Below are 16,118 nucleotides of genomic sequence, written 5' to 3'. Positions count from 1 at the left end.
GCGAGAAACAGCTAAAGGGCGGGATTATAGCGTAAACACGGCGCGGGATGATCTAGGGATTGTGGCGACCGGTTGTCACTGCAGGCCTAGCGGAAAATCTCGATGCTGCCGTCCTTGTTCTGGCGGTAGACCGTGTAGGGCAGCACGAGGGTGTCGAGCAAGCCGGAGGCCACGAGCTCGGCGGCGAAGATCGGCAGGGAGCCGGAGGCATCGCGCGTGTGCTCTTTGGTGGTGTCGGGCGCGCCGTTCAAGGTGCAGAAACCGTAGATCACCCCACTGTAGATACGCGGCACGTTTTCACAATAACTGCGCGATTCCTTGAGGTTCTGGCTGGCAACGGCGTCCGGGCGAAACACCGTGTTGATGGTGCCGCAACCGGTGGTGGATACCAGTACAGCGGCGAGAAGGACTCTGGTTGCAAGACTCACGGACAACTCCATTTGGCATAAGTGTGGGCATTCATCCCTGCCCCATACAACCTTGCCGGATCCGTTTATGAACCCGGGCGCCAATAGATACTGATGTTGCCATCGGTACCTTGCTTGTAGACCGTATAGGGCAGGACCACTGTATCAACAATGCCCGAGACCGTTATATCCAATAGAACGAATGGCATCAGCACGCCAGTGAGGTCCGGCGCGGCGTGCAGCAGGCAGAAATCAAAGGCAACTCCGCTGTAGACACGGGGAATCGACTGGCAGTAGGTTTTTTGCTTCCTGAGTTCACGTGCCGCCGCCGCGTCTTCGCGCAACAGCGTATTGGCCGTTCCGCAGCCGCTCAACACAAGGATTCCAATGCTTAGCGCAGCAGTCATTTTTAGCGTCATGGCAAGCCCTCTGAATGGCCAGCAACGCTAACATCGGCCCTGTTGGCGACCCAGACCCCACGCACCGCCGCGCCATGTAAGAAGATTCCGAAATGGCAAAAGCTGGCTGAATCGTTAAACTCGCGCACTTTTGTGCGCCATGGATGCTGGTTTACTCATGAAAGTTGTTGTACCCACTCGATTTGCGATGCTGCTTCCCGGACTGCTTGGCCTGTACAGCAGCGCCCAGGCCGATGAAGCGCCACTGGTCCTGGACCCCAGCGTGGTCACCGGTTCGCGCAGTGCCAGCCCGTCGTTTGACCTGCCGTATTCGGTGGACAGCATCAGCCGCGAGCAAATCAGCGATGGCCAACTGGGCATCAATGCTTCAGAGGCACTGTCCCGCGTGCCCGGCCTGGTGGTTCAAAATCGCCAGAACTACGCCCAGGACTTGCAGATTTCCTCCCGTGGCTTCGGTGCCCGCTCGGCATTTGGTGTGCGCGGTATCAAGCTGATCGCCGACGGCATACCCGCCAGCACCCCGGACGGTCAGGGCCAGGCGGCGACGTTCAACCTCGACACCGCCGAGCGCATCGAAGTCCTGCGCGGCCCGGCCGCCACACTGTATGGCAGCAATGCCGGCGGCGTGATCCAGATGTTCTCCCGCAACGGCGAAGGCCCGCCGCGCATCGGTGCCGAGACGCTGGTGGGCAGTGACGGCCTGAGCAAAAACCACCTCACCGCCGAAGGCGCGGCAGACGGCGCAGGCTTCGTGCTGGACGCCTCGCGCATGGACACCGACGGTTATCGCGACCACAGCAGCGCCCGCCGCGACCAGACCTTTGCCAAGCTCAATTTCGAGCCCGATGAAGACAGCAAACTGGCGCTGATCTACAGCAGCCTGGAACAGAACGGCACGCAGGATCCGCTGGGGCAGGCGTGGGATGCGTACAAGGCCGACCCGCGCTCGGTCAGCAGCGCCGCCAAGCTGTACAACACCCGCAAAAGCATCGACCACCAGCAACTGGGGATGAATTACGAGCGGTATTTCGGTGACGCCACACTGCAGGTGAATGCCTATACCGGGCGACGGAGCGTGATTCAGTACCTGTCGATTCCCAAGGGAACGCCCGCTAACGAACGCGGCGGCGGCGTGGTGCAGTTCGACCGCAAGTTCTACGGCGGCTCCGTGCGCTGGATGCAACCGGTCGACAGCGTGCCGGGCGAGCTGATGATCATCACCGGCCTGGATTTCGACCAGAGCGAAGACAGCCGCCACGGCTACCAGAACTACAGCGGCAGCACCCTTGGCGTAAAAGGCCAGTTGCGCCGGGATGAAATCGACACCGCCCGCAGCCTCGACCCCTACATCCAGGCCAACTGGGCCATCAATCGCTGGACCCTGCAAGCCGGGGTACGCCACAGCACCATGGAACTGGATGTCGACGACCAGTTCCTGAGCAACGGCGACTCCAGCGGCAACAAGACCTATCAGAAGAACACACCGTCCGTGAGCGTGATGTACGCCTTCACGCCCGACCTGCACGGCTACGTCAGTGCCGGCAAGGGGTTCGAGACGCCAACCCAGGCGGAACTGGCGTACGCGCCGGGCAACATCGAAGGGTTCAACTTCGGCTTGAAGCCGTCGGAAAGCACGCAGTATGAAGTGGGCTTGAAGGCACAGTTGAACGACACCCGGGTCAACGCCGCTGTATTCCAGATCACCACCGAGGACGAGCTGGTGGTGGACCAATCGATCGGCGGCCGCACCAGCTACCAGAACGCCGGCCGCACCCTGCGCCGCGGCTTCGAACTGGGCATCGAAAGCCAGCTCAGCGAGCAGTGGAGCACCAACATCGCCTACACCCGCCTGCAAGCCACCTACGACAGCGACTTCATTGGCGGCGGCAAACCGGTGGACAAAGGCAACTACCTCCCCGGTGTGCCACAAACCACACTATTCGCAGAGCTCAACTGGAAACCCCGGGACTGGGTCAGCACCGCCGTGGAAGGCATGTACCGCAGCAAGGTCTACGTCGAAGACACCAACCAGCAACACGCGGCACCGGGCTACAGCGTGTTCAACTGGCGTGCACGCTTTGAGCAGAAGGTGGAGCACTGGACGTTCCACCAGACCCTGCGCCTGGATAACTTGCTGGATCGCCAATATGTGGGGTCGGTGATTGTCGGAGACGGCAACGGCCGCTATTACGAAGCAGCGCCGGGACGCTCGTGGTATGCAGGCGCCGGCGCCGAGTACACATTTTAGAAACTGACCATCGAACTTGTGGCGAGGGAGCTTGCTCCCGTTGGGCCGCGCAGCGGCCCTAAACCCCTAGCCCACTGCCTTTGGCAACCGCTGATCAATCACCCGATACAACGCACTGCTCTCAGGCCAGTTACGCATAAACCTTGCCCGATCCCTGGCATATGCCGGAGCGAAGCTGCTCAAGGACGTGTGCTGACACATCGAATCCAGGTCGATCAGCGCCCAGCGATCCGTGTGCCAGAACAGGTTATGCCCCTTGAAATCCCCATGGCTGATGCGCTCGCGGATCAACTCTGCGAACAAATTATCCAGGGCCTGCAATTCGGCCTCGGGTGCCTCGCCACTCTCAACATACGGCGCGAACCGCTCGATGATGTCCGGCCCCGGCAGGTACTCGGTCACCAGATACGCGCGGCTGCGCAGCCACAGGAAGCGCTTTTCCAGCAACGCCAGCGGCTTGGGCGTGGCGATGCCGAGGAACGCCAGGCGATTGCCTTCGCGCCACGAATGCCAGGCCCGGCTCGGGCGCCAGAAGCGCTTGAGCCAATGGGCAACCCCCTTGATGTTGTAGCGCTTGATCACCAGCGGCCGACCACCCACCTCGACCTTGGCGACACTGGCCGCCCCGCCGGTTTTATACAGGTGGCCCTGATCCAGCAGCGCGTCAGCCTGCTCCAGCACCGGCAGCATGGCCGCTTCTTCCTCACGACGAGTCGCGCGCAAGGCGAACGGCCCGCGCACGACGCTGAACAGCGTGCACTCCCGGCCAACCTTGCTCAGGAAATCCTTCAAGCGCCAGACGCTGACCTTGCGTACCTGCTTCTGCAACGCTTCGAGCGGCAACGCGTGTTCGCCATTGCTCAGCAGGTAATACACCAGCAACTCTTCGGTAAACGGCTCGAGGTTTTTCGGCAACTGCGCGAAAAACACCCCAAGGTTTTCCAGGACCCGGTTACGCGACAGCGGTTTGCCCGCCTCTTCGACACAGATCCCGGCGCCGTCGATCAAATACAGTTTGCCGTCCTGACGCAGCAGGTTGTCCAGGTGCAGGTCTTCCTGCCACAGGCCCTTGGCGTGCATCTGCGCAATCGCACCCAGCGCTTCGGCGAGCACCGCTTGCTGCTGGTCAGCCAGCGGCGGCAAGTGTTCAACAGCCTGCCACGCATCAGCCAGGCTATCGGCGCCTTCAAGAAACTCGAACAGCAGCCAACCGCCCTCACCCTCTTGCAGACCATCGGCCAGCAACAGCGGCGTGGTCAGGCCTTGCTCGGCCAACAGCCGCACGCCCTTGAGTTCACGCTGAAAATGCCGCGCCGCCTTGCTGCCCACCAACAATTTGGCCAGCACCGGGCGCCCGCGCCACACAGCTGCGCCGACATAACGCTGGCCCGGCAATACCCGCAGCAGGCTCAGCAGTTGCAACTGCCCAGGCCCGGCAGCGTCTGCCAGTTCGATGCTCAGGGGCAGGCTTGGCGTGCGGCCGGCATTTTTCAGTTCGGACAAACGCATCAGCGGTTCTCCTTGTGACTGCGCCGGGCCGCCAGGCGCTGGTGCCAGGTGGCAACCAATGCGCTGTCCTGCGGCTGGTCCAGGTAGGCCGCCAACAGCTGGCGAACCTGATCGTCCGACCATTGCGGCGCACGGCGCAACAGCGGTTCCAGGTCCTTGACCCGGTCACGCCAGCCGAACAGCAGCGGGCGGGTTTTCTCCAGGTCGATCAACTGCGCCGCGTACCCGTCGCCGGTGGCCTGCAGGAAAATATGCTTGGGATAAAAACAGCCATGCACCTGGCCCACGCTGTGCAACTGACGAGCAAGCTGACCGCAGGCCAGCAGGATTGCCCGCTGCTGCACGTCGCTCAACTCAGACCATTGCTCCAGCAATGAATCCAGGTCATTCCAACCATCCAGCGCCCGGGTCAGCAACATCGCCCGATGCTCTCCGGCCACTTTGCGCTCACCGAAAAACGCCGCCTGCAATGCCGGAATACCCAATTGCCGATAGCGGCTGATATTACGAAATTCGCGGGCAAAACTCGGCTCGCCAAACGGGCGGTGCAAGGTGCGCGTCAGGTAGTTGCTCTGGCGCTTGAGGTAGTAGCCCTGGCCTTCGAGTTCGAGGCGAAACACGCTGCTCCAGCCGCCGCGGCTGGTATTGGGCTCGTCCACCGCATCCAGTTGCTTGGCCCACAGCGCGTCGAAAGTGCCGAGGCCGTTGCGCTCAAGCAATGCTCGATCTTCGGCCGCCAGGAAATCACTCATTCTCGCCCCTCGAAAAACTTCACCACGTGGCGAATTCGCTGTTTGTCCGCCGCGCTCAAGTGTTTGCGCTGACGGTATTGCATGTAGAAGCGCAGGCGCTGGGTGGCCGACAAGTGATACTTGGCGACCTTGTCCAGGCAGGCCAGGTCCTTGGTGATGCGGTATTTGAGCCAGAACCCGCGCCAGAAATCGCCGTTGGGGCAATCAATCAGGTACAGGGTTTGCTGGTCGTCCACCAACAAGTTACGCCACTTCAAATCGTTGTGGGTAAACCGGTGGTCGTGCATGGTCCGCGTGTATTCAGCGAGCTGGCGACTGATCTTGTTGACCCACACCGGGTCTGACAGTTGCGGGTCATTGCGCTCGGCCAATGCCGACAAGTCTTCAGTCTTCGGCAGCTCGCGCGTGATCATCGCCCCGCGGTGATACGCCAGGCCTTTACGCTCCAGACCCCAGGCGATCACATCGGCGGTGGGTATGCCCCACTTGGCGAAGCGCTTGAGGTTCTGCCATTCGGACTTGACTCGTGGCTTGCCCAGATAGCGGCGCAACCCCTTGCCTGCACCGACGTAGCGCTTGACGTAATAGTTGACCCCGCCGCGCTCCACGCGAATCACTTCGGACAACGGATCGCGGGTCAGCCGCTCGCCTTGCAGGGCGAACACGGCTTCCAGGCTACCAAAGTCATCCGCCAGGGCGGCGTAAGCGGGTTCCAGGTTCCAACCCGCCATCAGAGCGCATCCCCGTATCGTTGCTTGCGTGCGTAAAGCTTGGCGGCCATGCGTTCCAACGCCGACAGCAGCGCGCTTTGCTCGCCCAGGATCTGGCGCAAAGGTTGCTGGAAGTACGCCTTGAGAAACCGCAGTTTGTCGCGCCGGGTCAAACCGATCTCCAGGGCGGAGTAGTAAAGCCCCGCCAGGTCCTTGTCACGCCAGCGCCGGGGAATCTTCGAACGCACCTGGGCACGGTGCAGGTCGATCACCGAGAGCTTGATGTTGTGCACGGTAACCGGCTGGTCGGTGTGCAACAGGAAGTGGCACAGGTAGCAATCACGATGGTTCACGCCCCCCCGGTGCATCGTGCCCAGGGTGCGCGCAAGCTCAACGGTCAAGGCATGCCGAATCGCCGGCACGGGCGGCTGTTTGACCCAGTCCATGGTCAGGTCTTCAAGGCTGACGATAGGCGCCAGCTCTTCAGTGACGATGAACGAGTGCTGGTCGGCCGGGTTGCTGCCCTTTTCACCAAAGGCCACGCCGGTCATGGTGGGCACGCCGAGTTCATGCAGGCGCTGGATCGCGTCCCACTCCTGGCCCGCGCCCAAGACAGGCAACTTGGCCGTGATCAGGTTCTTGAGGATTTCACCCCAGCCAATTCCCCGGTGGATCTTTACAAAATAATGGCGGCCTTCCACTTCCGTACGCAGGGTACGGCGCGCGGCCAGCTCACGAAACACCTGGCCGTCCAGCTTCTCGACTTCGGCGAACGCATCGCGTCCGGCCCACAGGGTCTTGAACGGTTCGGCAAGAATCAACTTCATCGGTTTGGCTCCGCCAGAATCAGGTCCGCAGCGTACTGCGGCATGCTATAGAGGTCGGCCGTCTCAGCGAAGGCCAGACCATTGCGGCTCCACGCCGCGCGCGCTTGTGGATCGTCGAGCATATCCACCAGGTACTGGTTGAGCTGGGCCTGCTCGAACGGTTCGTCCAACACCCGCCCACTCTGGGCCTTGTCGATGTAAAACGCGTAGCCGCAGACCTTGCTCACCAGCACCGGGAGGCCGGCGACCACCGCTTCGATCAGCACCATGCCGGCCGCCTCGTTGTACGCGGGGTGGATCAACAGGTCGGCGCCCAGCAGAAAGCGCGGGATATCGCTGCGGCCCTTGAAGAACTGCACCTGGTCGCCCAGGCCCAGCGCAGCACTCTGCAATTGGAATACTTTGGGGTCGTCCTGGCCGATTACAAATAGCCGGGTGCGTTTCTTCAGGCTCGACGGCAGCGCGGCCACGGCCTTGAGGCTGCGATCGACGCCCTTGGTCTTGAAGCCCGAGCCAATCTGCACCAGCAGCAAATCATCGTCGGCCAGGCCGAATTCGCGACGAAACTCGGCGCGGATCTCGGCAGCATTGGGCGGCGCGCGGCGGTCGCGGGCGATGCCCGGCGGCAACAAATGAAAACGCTCGGCCTGGGTCCCGTAATACTGGGTGAACAGCTGCTGCTGGTGTTCGGACAGCACCATGATCTGCGTCTTGGCGTCTTTGTCGAACACTGCACGCTCGTATTCGGCAAAGTGCTTGTACCGGCCGAACCAGCGATACATCGGGTTGCGCAGGTTCTGCGCCTTGTCTTCGAACACGCCGTCGGCGGCGAAGTACAGGTCCAGCCCCGGCATCTTGTTGAAGCCCACCACGCGGTCCACCGGGCGCTTGGCCAGGTCGGCCTGGATCCAGGCGTAGAGCTTTTCATTGCGCCGATGGTTGACCAGCGCCTTGACCGGCGCCACCAGTACTTCAAAGCCCGGCGGCACGTCACCCTCCCAGATCAGCGTATAGACGCGAATCTGATGCCCGCGCTGCTGGCACTCCAGGGCAATGCGCATGAAGTCGCGCTGCAGGCCACCAAAGGGGAAGTATTTGTAGAGGACAAAAGCCAGTTGCATCAGTGTTCCTCAGCCAGTAACAACGTGCTTAAACGAGTTGCGACACGCTCAGGGTTCAGGCGAGTGAAGCACAGGGGCCACTCGCGCTTGAGATCGAACCGACGCTGGTCTTCGGCAGTCGGTTGATAAGTGCATTTCTTTTGCAGGCATGGCGCACACGGGAAGTCGCTGGCCAGGTGAATCTGCGCCTTGCCATAAGCCCCGGTCAGGCCAGGATTGGTAGGGCCGAACAAGGAAATCGTTGGCACATCCAGCGCTGCGGCCAAGTGGCCAAGGCCGGTGTCGACCGCAACACACGCCTTCGCACCCGCCAGCACCCGGGCCACGCCCGCGAGGTTCAGCTTGGGCAGCACTTCGGCGTTTTTCAGGCCCTGGGCCAGGCGTTCAGCCCGGGCTTTTTCGGCGGCATTGCCCCACGGCAACTTCACGTCCACGCCAAAGCGGTCCATGCGTTCGGCCAGGTCGCGCCAGTAGGCTTCAGGCCAGTGCTTGGTGTCCCAGGTGGTACCGTGCAGCAGCAGTACAAACGGTTTTTTCGGCGGCAGGCCCAGCAGCTTGTCGACACTGAGGCCGTAGTCGCCCAGGCCTTTTGGCAGGTCATAACCGAGGGCGACGGCAAACAGCTGGCGCAAGCGCTCCACCGCGTGCTGCCCACGGGCCACGGCCAGGCGCCGGGAATAGAAGTGCGCCGCCAATGGCTCGCGAGCCGACTGTTTGTCGAAACCGGCCACCGGGGCACGTACGTAGCGGGTCAGCCAGGCACTTTTCAGCAGGCCCTGGGCGTCGATCACCAGGTCATATTTGGTCGACTGCACGCTCTTCTTGAAGCGCCGCCATTCGCCACTCTTGAAGGTCTGCCAGAGGTTCTTGCGCCAGCGGCGGATCGCCACCGGGATCACCTTGTCCACCGCCGGGTGCCAGGTGGGAATCTCGGCGAAGCCTTCTTCCACCACCCAGTCAAACCGGATGCCCGGGATCGCCCGCGCCGCGTCGGTCAACGCCGGCAAGGCATGAATCACATCGCCCAGGGATGAGGTCTTGATTACCAGAACCCGCAACTTAACGAACCTCGACCACAGAGCCCTGCAACCGCTGCAACGCGTCGCTGACAGGTTGCGGCAGCAACTGGCGCAGGCAGTTGTAGTGGCCGAAGCGGCAGGTGCGATCAAAACACGGGCTGCAATCCAGGCCCAGGCGCACCACTTCGACCTTGTCGGCCAGCGGCGGGGTAAACCCGGGAGACGTCGAGCCATACACTGCCACCAGCGGGCGGTTCAGCGCCGCGGCCACGTGCATCAGGCCGGAGTCGTTGGACACCACCGAGTCGGCACAGGACAGCAGGTCGATGGCCTCGGCCAGGGATGTGTCGCCGCTCAGGTTGACCGCCTCTTCGCGCAGCCCCGGGATCAGGCGCTGGCGAATATCCTCGCCCACCGAATGATCGTTTTTCGAGCCGAACAACCAGACTTGCCAGCCCTCGCGAATCTTCATCTCCGCAACCTTGGCGTAATGCTCCGAAGGCCAGCGCTTGGACTCGCCAAACTCCGCGCCAGGGCACAGCGCCAGCACCGGACGGTCCAGCTCCAGGCCGAACTTGGCCAGGGCGGCGTCGCGGGTGACCGGGTCGATTTGCAGGCTCGGGCGCGGATAAGGCGTCGGCAACTCGGCTCCCGGCGCGTAGGCCAGGGCCATGAAGCGCTCGATCATCAGCGGGTAACGGGCCTTGTCGAGCTTGCGCACATCGTTGAGAAGGCCATAGCGAAACTCGCCACGCCAGCCGGTGCGTTTGGGAATACCGGCGAAGAACGGCACCAGTGCCGACTTCATCGAGTTGGGCAACAGGATCGCCTGATCGTACTGCCCGGCCAGGGACTTGCCGATGCGTCGACGGGTCGCCAGCTCCAGCGCGCCGTGGCCGAGCGGGAAGCTCAAGGCCTGACGCACCTCGGGCATGCGCTCAAGGATCGGCCGGCTCCACTCGGGGGCGAGCACGTCGATTTGGCAGTCGGGATGACGTTGCTTGAGGCACTGGAACAGTGTCTGCGCCATCACCATGTCACCGACCCAACTGGGCCCAACGATCAGAATATTCATGTAGTTTCCACAAACGATACGGGGAGGCTCATGCCTCCCCGCCTTATATAGTGTTTCAGCTTAACCCCAGTTCATGCCAGATTCGCTGCACCTGGCGCCGTTCGTCAGCGAACTGGTCCCCGGCCACCGTACCGGCCTCGTTCTGCAGGGCCTGGCGGTGAGCGGCGGAACGGTAGGCTTTATACACCTCGCGCAGCAAATGGGCATCGGCGGCGGGCATCAGCCCGACCTGCTCCAGGCCTTCCAGAATGCGGATATTGTCGGTGTAGCGCAGCAACGATGGATGTTGCGCAGACCACGCCAGAGCCGCGTATTGCACCATAAATTCAATATCGACGATACCTCCGGCGTCCTGCTTGAGGTCGAACGACGCCGTGGGTTCGAAGGCATTCGCCGCCGTTCCCGCCGCCGTGGACTTGGTGCCGAGGTTGTCGCGCATCTTGGCGCGCATCTCGCTGACCTCCTGGCGCAGCTTGTCCAGGTCCTGCGCACGGCCCAGCACTTGCGCCCGTACCTGCTCGAAAGCACGGCCCACATCCTGACTGCCTACCAGCACTCGCGCACGCACCAGCGCCTGGTGCTCCCAGGTCCAGGCTTCGTTTTCCTGATAACGCGCAAATGCGCCCAGGGAACTCACCAGCAAACCGGATGCGCCCGAAGGCCGCAGGCGCATGTCCACTTCATACAACTGGCCCGAGTTGGTCTGGGTGGTCAGCAGATGAATGATTCGCTGCCCCAGCCGGGTAAAGAACTGCGCGCCATCGATCGGCTTGGCACCGTCGGTTTCGGCCTGGGGGTCACCGTCATGGATAAACACCAGGTCCAGGTCCGAACCATGCCCCAATTCGATGCCGCCGACTTTCCCATAACCGACAATGATGAAGCCAGGATCGCACAAGGTGCCGTCCACCCGTTGCGGCGAGCCGTAGCGGGCAACCGTCTGGCGCCAGGCCAGGGCCAGCACTTGTTCGAGGATGGCTTCGGCGAGCCAGGTCAGGTAGTCGCTGACTTTCATCAACGGCAGGCTGCCGGCGATTTCCGAGGCGGCCACCCGCAGGCGGTGGGCCAGCTTGAAGTGGCGCAGGGCTTCCATCTGCTGCTCAAGGTCGTCTTCGGGGATGCGCGTCAGGCGCTCGCGCAATTCGGCGGCCAGTTCCGGCGCCAGCGGCGGCTTGAACAGGCGGCCTTCGTTGAGCAGTTCGTCCAGCAGCAGCGGGAAGCGAGTGATCTGCTCGGCAATCCACGGGCTGGCGGCGCACAGGGTCAGAAGGCGACGCAGGGCGTCGGGGTTTTCCGTCAGCAGCACCAGATAAGCGGAACGCCGGGCGACGGCTTCGACCAAGGGCAGGACGCGCTCCAGTACCAGGTCCGGGTTGGCATGTTCGACGGCCTGGGCCAGCAAGCGCGGGATAAATGCATCCAGACGCTCGCGACCCAGGCGCTGCATGGCACGCAATTGCGGACTGCTGCGCAGGCCGGCCAGGGTTTTCAAGGCTTTGGGCGCGTCGGTAAAACCGCCTTCCTGCAACTGACGGCAGGCGGCTTCCTCGTCCTGGGACTCTTCCCACAACGGCAACCACTCACCGCCCACCATCAACTCGCTCTCTTCGCCCTCTTCTTCATCCGGATCGGCAATCACCTGGCGGAAATGCCAGTCCACCCGGCCACGCCAGTACATCAGGCGCTCATGAAACGCGGTCCAGTCCGGAAAGCCCAGCATGAAGGCAATCCGCGCCTGGTCTTCGGTGCCATCCGGGAGCATCTGCGTCTGGCGATCGGCGATCGCCTGGATCGCGTGCTCGGTGTAGCGCAGGAATTCATAGCCATCGCGCAGCTCGGCGACCACCGCCGGCGGCAGGTAACCCTGGCCTTCCAGGGTACCCAGCACTTTTAACAGTGGGCGCTGCTGCAGGCTCAGGTCACGGCCACCGTGGATCAGCTGGAACGCCTGGGCGATAAATTCGACTTCACGGATGCCGCCCGAGCCCAGCTTGATGTTCTCGGCCATGCCCTTGCGCCGCACTTCCTGCTGGATCAACTGCTTCATGGTGCGCAGCGCTTCGATGGCGGAAAAGTCCAGGTAACGCCGGTAGACAAACGGTCGCAGCATGTCGAGCAGTTGCGCACCGGCCACCTGGTCACCGGCCACCACCCGCGCCTTGATCATGGCGTAGCGTTCCCAGTCGCGGCCCTGGTCCTGGTAGTACTGCTCCAGCGCGTTGAAACTGAGCACCAGCGCCCCGGCTGAGCCGTAAGGTCGCAGGCGCATGTCGACCCGGAACACAAAGCCGTCGACGGTCATCGGGTCCAGGGCCTTGATCAGTTTTTGACCAAGGCGGATGAAGAACTCCTGGTTGTCCAGCGAGCGCTTCACGCCAACCGTGTCGCCGCCTTCGGGGTAGGCGAAGATCAGGTCGATGTCGGACGACAGGTTCAGCTCCACTGCGCCGAGCTTGCCCATGCCGAGGATGACCATGTGCTGCGGTTCGCCGCTGCGACGGCCCGTGGGTGTGCCGAACAATACGCAGTGGCGCTGGTACAACCACTGATAGGCCTGGTCGATGCTGGCGTCGGCCATGTCCGACAGGTCGCGGCAGGTTTGCACCAGGTCCGCCTGTCGGGTCAGGTCGCGCCAGATGATCCGCACCTGCTGGCGGGTGCGCTGGCGGCGCAGAACCCGGCCCAGTTCGTCTTCTGTCTCGGCTTGTTGCACGGCCGTTGCAATCTGTCCGCACAGCTCGCCGGGGGCAAAGCTGCGGTCCAGTTCGCCCCAGGCCACCAGCTCGAGCAACATCAAAGGGTCACGAACACTCTGTTCAATGACGAAATCACTGGCGGCGCACACACGGGCGAAGTCAGCCCAACGTTGCGGCGTCCACTCAGAAAGGCCATTATCGCCGTCCAATCCGGCCACGGCGTCACGAAATGACTGCTCGGCCCGCTTGGCAAATGGAAGCAGGATGGCCGGGAGTTCGGCCTGCATTGGAAGGCTCATGGTCTATCCTTGATCGGCGCGTAAAGGGCTTGTAGCTGTGAACGCAAGAACCACGCTCGGTGAAGGACTGTCGAACAAAGGTTAGAAATAGCTGAAAATTTTTCTTTTTTGGCAGTCAACATCAAATCTCTACCCTTTCTTGTTCGCAAAAGATCAACAATAACGATTATGCTCGCCAGCTAGACCGAGCAATCCGCTCAGTCTTGTGTAGTTTTACTACTCGTATATACATTCGAAAGGCTGAAATGGCCGACGATTTGTAGTAAAACTACAGGACGCCGAAGCAACCTTCGGCCATCCAAGAATTTATGTCGTCTGCCCACAAGGCCAGTCGCAAACTTCAGGCAACCGATTCTGGTAGCCTTTCCGCCCTGGAGCAAGCCATGCAAGACCTCGATCCCGTCGAAACCCAGGAATGGCTGGACGCCCTGGAATCGGTTCTCGACAAAGAAGGCGAAGACCGTGCTCACTACCTGATGACCCGTATGGGCGAACTCGCGACCCGCAGCGGCTCGCAACTGCCCTACGCCATCACCACGCCGTATCGCAACACCATCCCGGTAACCCACGAAGCACGCATGCCTGGCGACCTGTTCATGGAACGCCGCATTCGCTCGCTGGTACGCTGGAACGCCATGGCGATGGTAATGCGCACGAACTTGAAAGATTCTGACCTGGGCGGTCACATCTCCAGCTTCGCTTCCAGCGCAACCCTGTATGACATCGGCTTCAACTACTTCTTCCAGGCCCCGACCGAAGAACATGGCGGCGACCTGATCTACTTCCAGGGCCACACCTCGCCAGGCGTCTACGCCCGTGCGTTCATGGAAGGCCGCATCACGGAAGAACAAATGAACAACTTCCGCCAGGAAGTCGACGGCCAGGGCCTCTCGTCCTATCCGCACCCTTGGCTGATGCCTGATTTCTGGCAGTTCCCGACGGTATCCATGGGCCTGGGCCCGATCCAGGCGATCTACCAGGCACGCTTCATGAAGTACCTGGAAGCCCGTGGCTTCATCCCTGAAGGCAAGCAGAAAGTCTGGTGCTTCCTGGGCGACGGCGAGTGTGACGAGCCGGAATCCCTGGGCGCCATTTCCCTGGCTGGCCGCGAGAAGCTGGACAACCTGATCTTCGTCATCAACTGCAACCTGCAGCGCCTCGACGGCCCGGTTCGCGGCAACGGCAAGATCATCCAGGAACTCGAAGGCGTGTTCCGTGGTGCTCAGTGGAACGTGACCAAAGTCATCTGGGGCCGTTTCTGGGACCCACTGCTGGCCAAGGACGTCGACGGCATCCTGCAACGCCGCATGGACGAAGTCATCGACGGCGAGTACCAGAACTACAAAGCCAAAGACGGCGCGTTCGTACGTGAACACTTCTTCAACACGCCTGAACTCAAGGCAATGGTTGCAGACCTGTCCGACGACGAGATCTGGAAACTCAACCGTGGCGGCCACGACCCGTACAAGGTCTACGCGGCATACCACGAAGCGGTCAACCACAAAGAACAACCGACCGTCATCCTGGCCAAGACCATCAAGGGTTATGGCACCGGTGCCGGCGAAGCGAAGAACACTGCGCACAACACCAAGAAAGTCGATGTCGACAGCCTGAAGTTGTTCCGCGACCGCTTCGACATCCCGGTCAAGGACGAAGAGCTGGAGAACCTGCCGTTCTTCAAGCCGGAGCCAAACAGCGCCGAAGCCCGCTACCTCAGCGAGCGTCGCACTGCACTGGGCGGTTTCGTGCCACAGCGCCGCGCCAAGAGCTTCAACATCCCTACTCCGCCACTGGATACCCTCAAGGCAATCCTGGACGGCTCGGGCGACCGTGAAATCTCCACCACCATGGCCTTCGTGCGGATCCTCGCGCAGCTGGTCAAGGACAAGGAAATCGGCTCGCGTATCGTGCCGATCATCCCGGACGAAGCCCGTACCTTCGGTATGGAAGGCATGTTCCGTCAGTTGGGCATCTACTCCTCCGTCGGCCAGCTCTACGAGCCAGTCGATAAAGACCAGGTGATGTTCTACAAGGAAGACAAGAAGGGCCAGATCCTCGAAGAAGGCATCAACGAAGCGGGCGCCATGAGCTCCTTCATCGCTGCCGGTACTTCGTACTCCAGCCACAACCAGCCGATGCTGCCGTTCTACATCTTCTACTCGATGTTCGGTTTCCAGCGTATTGGCGACCTGGCTTGGGCAGCAGGCGACAGCCGTACCCGTGGCTTCCTGATCGGCGGTACTGCCGGGCGGACCACGCTGAACGGCGAAGGCCTGCAACACGAAGACGGTCACAGCCACATCCTGGCGGGCACCATCCCGAACTGCCGCACCTTTGATCCAACCTACGGCTATGAGCTGGCGGTGATCATCCAGGACGGCATGAAGAAGATGACCGAAGAGCAGCAGGACGTTTTCTACTACATCACCGTGATGAACGAGTCCTACCAGCAGCCAGCCATGCCGGCCGGTGTCGAGGAAGGCATCATCAAGGGCATGTACCTGCTCGAAGAAGACACCAAGGAAGCCGCTCACCACGTGCAACTGATGGGCTCCGGCACCATCCTGCGCGAAGTGCGTGAAGCTGCAAAAATCCTGCGTGAAGAGTTCAACGTCGGTGCTGACGTATGGAGCGTTACCAGCTTCAACGAACTGCGTCGCGACGGCCTGGCCGTAGAGCGCAGCAACCGCCTGCACCCAGGCCAGAAGCCTGCGCGCACCTACGTCGAAGAGTGCCTGGCTGGCCGTAAGGGTCCGGTTATCGCCTCTACCGACTACATGAAGCTGTTTGCTGAACAAATTCGTCAGTGGGTACCGTCCAAGGAATTCAAAGTCCTGGGCACCGACGGTTTCGGCCGTAGTGACAGCCGCAAGAAGCTGCGTCACTTCTTCGAAGTCGACCGTCACTTCGTGGTGTTGGCAGCCCTGGAAGCCTTGGCTGACCGTGGTGAAATCGAACCCAAGGTGGTAGCAGACGCTATCGTCAAGTTCGGGATCAACCCGGAAAAACGCAACCCACTGGACTGCTGAGGAGACT

Annotated in this window: 12 protein-coding genes; 2 read left to right on the top strand and 10 right to left on the bottom strand. The window is 61.6% G+C overall.

Annotated features, from left to right (window positions below; translation table 11 throughout):
* Nucleotides 1–86: 86 nt before the first annotated feature.
* Together HX873_RS00905 and HX873_RS00900 are read right to left on the bottom strand one after the other, a co-directional pair.
* A complete protein-coding gene (locus tag HX873_RS00905; protein ID WP_102367968.1) occupies nt 87–440 on the bottom strand; it encodes a YceK/YidQ family lipoprotein in 354 nt (117 codons plus the stop codon).
* Between the two features lie 53 nt (nt 441–493).
* Nucleotides 494–826 (bottom strand): YceK/YidQ family lipoprotein, encoded by a 333-nt coding sequence (locus tag HX873_RS00900; RefSeq protein ID WP_010169294.1) that lies wholly within the window; start codon nt 824–826, stop codon nt 494–496.
* Nucleotides 827–983: 157 nt separating this feature from the next.
* On the opposite strand from HX873_RS00900, the gene HX873_RS00895 reads away from it, so the two are divergent.
* Nucleotides 984–3,074 (top strand): TonB-dependent receptor, encoded by a 2,091-nt coding sequence (locus HX873_RS00895; protein WP_177122255.1) that lies wholly within the window; start codon nt 984–986, stop codon nt 3,072–3,074.
* A gap of 66 nt (nt 3,075–3,140) precedes the next feature.
* On the opposite strand, the gene HX873_RS00890 is transcribed toward HX873_RS00895, so the two are convergent.
* Genes HX873_RS00890 through glnE form a run of 8 tightly spaced genes read right to left on the bottom strand, consistent with a single transcriptional unit; the run spans nt 3,141 to nt 13,082 of the window.
* A complete protein-coding gene (locus tag HX873_RS00890) occupies nt 3,141–4,583 on the bottom strand; it encodes a lipopolysaccharide kinase InaA family protein (protein ID WP_177022506.1) in 1,443 nt (480 codons plus the stop codon).
* On the bottom strand, nt 4,583–5,335 hold the full coding sequence (locus HX873_RS00885; protein WP_008439156.1) for a lipopolysaccharide kinase InaA family protein: 753 nt from the start codon (nt 5,333–5,335) through the stop codon (nt 4,583–4,585). Before HX873_RS00885 ends, HX873_RS00890 begins: the two co-directional genes overlap by 1 nt.
* Nucleotides 5,332–6,066 carry a lipopolysaccharide kinase InaA family protein gene (locus HX873_RS00880; RefSeq protein ID WP_003209451.1) on the bottom strand — a complete coding sequence of 245 codons (735 nt, stop codon included), beginning with the start codon at nt 6,064–6,066 and terminating at the stop codon, nt 5,332–5,334. Before HX873_RS00880 ends, HX873_RS00885 begins: the two co-directional genes overlap by 4 nt.
* Nucleotides 6,066–6,872, bottom strand: coding sequence for a lipopolysaccharide core heptose(I) kinase RfaP (gene rfaP, locus HX873_RS00875; protein ID WP_177039699.1), 807 nt, complete (start codon nt 6,870–6,872; stop codon nt 6,066–6,068). Before rfaP ends, HX873_RS00880 begins: the two co-directional genes overlap by 1 nt.
* Nucleotides 6,869–7,993, bottom strand: coding sequence for a glycosyltransferase family 4 protein (locus HX873_RS00870; protein ID WP_003209448.1), 1,125 nt, complete (start codon nt 7,991–7,993; stop codon nt 6,869–6,871). Before HX873_RS00870 ends, rfaP begins: the two co-directional genes overlap by 4 nt.
* Complete coding sequence (gene waaC, locus HX873_RS00865) at nt 7,993–9,051, bottom strand: lipopolysaccharide heptosyltransferase I (RefSeq protein ID WP_177080403.1); 1,059 nt, start codon at nt 9,049–9,051, stop codon at nt 7,993–7,995. The genes HX873_RS00870 and waaC overlap by 1 nt, the downstream gene beginning before the upstream one ends.
* A gap of 1 nt (nt 9,052) precedes the next feature.
* Nucleotides 9,053–10,087, bottom strand: coding sequence for a lipopolysaccharide heptosyltransferase II (waaF, locus tag HX873_RS00860; protein ID WP_177122254.1), 1,035 nt, complete (start codon nt 10,085–10,087; stop codon nt 9,053–9,055).
* Nucleotides 10,088–10,142: 55 nt separating this feature from the next.
* Nucleotides 10,143–13,082 (bottom strand): bifunctional [glutamate--ammonia ligase]-adenylyl-L-tyrosine phosphorylase/[glutamate--ammonia-ligase] adenylyltransferase, encoded by a 2,940-nt coding sequence (glnE, locus tag HX873_RS00855; protein ID WP_032899861.1) that lies wholly within the window; start codon nt 13,080–13,082, stop codon nt 10,143–10,145.
* A 383-nt stretch (nt 13,083–13,465) separates the two neighbouring features.
* On the opposite strand from glnE, the gene aceE reads away from it, so the two are divergent.
* Nucleotides 13,466–16,111 carry a pyruvate dehydrogenase (acetyl-transferring), homodimeric type gene (gene aceE, locus HX873_RS00850; protein WP_003209439.1) on the top strand — a complete coding sequence of 882 codons (2,646 nt, stop codon included), beginning with the start codon at nt 13,466–13,468 and terminating at the stop codon, nt 16,109–16,111.
* Nucleotides 16,112–16,118 lie beyond the last annotated feature (7 nt).

Origin of the sequence: Pseudomonas sp. P7758, assembly GCF_013386485.1 — a bacterium.
Taxonomy (GTDB): domain Bacteria; phylum Pseudomonadota; class Gammaproteobacteria; order Pseudomonadales; family Pseudomonadaceae; genus Aquipseudomonas.
Note: the sequence above shows the minus strand (reverse complement) of the source record. Positions and strands in the feature narration are given on the sequence as shown.